Below are 2,493 nucleotides of genomic sequence, written 5' to 3'. Positions count from 1 at the left end.
ACGTCTGAGGTGTGCGATGCCGTGGTGGGCCCCGCACACGGCTTCTGCCGGGGAGCCCCGGCGGGAGCAGGCTTCCCGACAGGTTCCCTCACGCTGGCCGACGCATGGCCGCTGGGCGTCCTCGCCCTCGGCATCACCACCCTGTACGCCCTCAACCGCCGTCGTCGGGCGCTGTGATGCGGGGCCCGGACCGCGGCACGCTGCGCGCTGCCGGCTTCACCTTCCTGCTGGTGGGCGTGTTCCTCACGGTCAACACCTCCGTCGCCCACGCCGCCGACAGCGCCACCGGCACCGGCACCGGCACCGGCACCGGCGGGCTGCTGTCCCCGCTGGAGCTGCCCACCTCCGAGGGCGCGTCCCTGGAGGGCTACCAGCTCGGGGCGCAGGGCGGCAGCGTGTTCGGGTTCGTCTCCAACCTGCAGGCCGCCGTCCTGGGCGGGCTGTTCACCGTGGTCCAGGTGCTGGTGGGGCTGGCCTGCTGGGCGATCGAGGTCGCCTACCGCTTCCCGCTGCTGAAGCTGCTCGCCCAGCCCGCGCAGCGCCTGTCCGAGGTGTACACAGACATCGTCGTCGAGGACCTCGGGCTCAAAGCGATGCTGCTGGCCTGGGCGTTCGTGTTCGGCCTGGTGCTGGTGATGCGCGGCAAGCGCAGCCGCGGGTTCGGGGAGATCGCACTCACCCTGGTGCTCGGGGCGCTGGCCGCATCGGTGTTCATCACCCCCGCCTTCCTGCTGGGCAAGGAAGGCCCAGTGCTGCAGGCCCAGTCGGCGGCGGCCGAGGTCGCGCAGAAGACCGTCAACGCGCACTCCTGGGGCGGGAAGATCTCCTCCGATGATCCGTGTGCCGGCCTGTCCGGGCTGGCGCTGAACAAGTGCTACGGCATCCAGGATGCGGCCACACCGGACGCGAAGAAGATCGCGAAGCCGGTGCAGAACGCCGTCACCAACTCGCTGGTCGTCAAGCCGTTCATGCTGCTGCAGTACGGGCGGATCCTCGACCCGGGCACGGCGGGCGACCGCAAGGCGTACGCGGTGCACCTGAAGTGGGTGTCCGGCGGCTACAGCGCCGACAAGAAGAAGCAGGGGCCGGACGACGACCCGTGCGAGCTGATCAAGGGGCCGGGCAAGGCGTACTGCGAGCGCGAGCCGGGTGACCAGGGGCCGGACACGCTGCCCGAACTCACCCCGGGCGGGAAGCTGCTGGACGAGGTCGCCCCGGTGCTGTCCCAGGACGACCAGGAGTTCGCCGCCTTCCTCAAGGACCTGAAGAAGGCCGGTCCGGTGGGCGCGGCGTGCGCCGACTATGCCGAGCAGCCGTCGTGGTGGCGGGTGGCCGCGGTGGTGATGGTGTTCCTCGCCGCGCTGTTGATCTGTGCGCTGCTGCTGTCCGCGGCGGTGGTCCTGCTGGGCATCTCCGCGGTGTGCGCGGGCGCCGCGACAGCGGGCGGCGTCACGTTCGTGTGGGGGATGCTGCCCGGACCGAGCCGGACGGTGGTGTGGAAGTGGCTGGCCCTGTTCGGGATCTCCATGGCGGTGGTCCTCGCCGTCGCCGGGTTCATCCCCGCCGTCGGCATCACCCTCGACGTCATCCTCACCGACGGCCCGAACCTGCTGGCCGAGCGGCTGCTGCTGATGGACGTGCTGGCGCTCGTCGCGCTCGCCTTCCACCGCCGCCTGCTGGTCCTCATCACCTCCTTCGGACAGCGGATCACCGTGCGGATGCGCTACGCCAAGGTCGGCGGCAGCCACCTGGCCGGCGACTCCCAGCTGGGCGCCGCCCTCGCCATGAACCTGGGCGGCGCCGGCCCCGGCCGGATGCTGTCCGGGGCCTCGCTGCGCGGGCGCGGGGCGACCGGACTGGGCCTGGGCACAGCCGGATTGACGCAAGGGGTCATGCACGGGCTGACGGACGCCACCGGGATACCCGCAGACCCCGGACGGCTGCTGGCCGACGCGAACGCCGAGGCCTCCCGCGGCCTCGCCCCGATCGGCGCCACGGTCGCCGGGGCCCGCCTGATGGGCGGCGCCGCGTTCACCGCGCTGGTCGGACGCCACCCCGGAGAGGCCCGGCTGGCCGCGCTGCGCAAGCCCACCGCCGGCGGCGACCCAGCGGCCGACAACACGGGCGGGCGCAAGGACGGTTCGCGCAAGACTTCTCCCGGTGGGCCCCGGGACCGCTACCGGGAGGAGAACGGCCAGGTCGTCGACCGCACCAGCGGAATGCTCCTGCACGACCAGCACACCGACCGCACCCTGCTGTCCACCCGCGCGCACAACCGGCTGGTGCGGCTGCGCGGCTACCGCCTCGCCCACACCGGCGGCCGCCTGCTGTACGGGGCGACGATGGGTCTGCCCGCCACCGCGCGCACGTCAGCGGCCGGGGCTTCCAAGGCCACAGCGGACGCCCGCCAGCAGGTGAGGGTGTGGAGCAACTCGCTGCGCAGGGACGGCCAGGCGTGGGGCAGCATGCTCCAGCCGGCCCCGCCCAGCCCGC

Annotated in this window: 1 protein-coding gene; it reads left to right on the top strand. The window is 72.8% G+C overall.

From position 1 onward, the window contains the following. Positions 1-176: 176 nt before the first annotated feature. Positions 177-2,493: hypothetical protein (locus M4J07_RS47615; protein WP_255983634.1), on the top strand; the 2,317-nt coding region annotated here is incomplete at its 3' end.

The organism is Streptomyces longispororuber, assembly GCF_024448165.1.
Classification (GTDB): domain Bacteria; phylum Actinomycetota; class Actinomycetes; order Streptomycetales; family Streptomycetaceae; genus Streptomyces; species Streptomyces longispororuber_A.
Note: the sequence above shows the minus strand (reverse complement) of the source record. Positions and strands in the feature narration are given on the sequence as shown.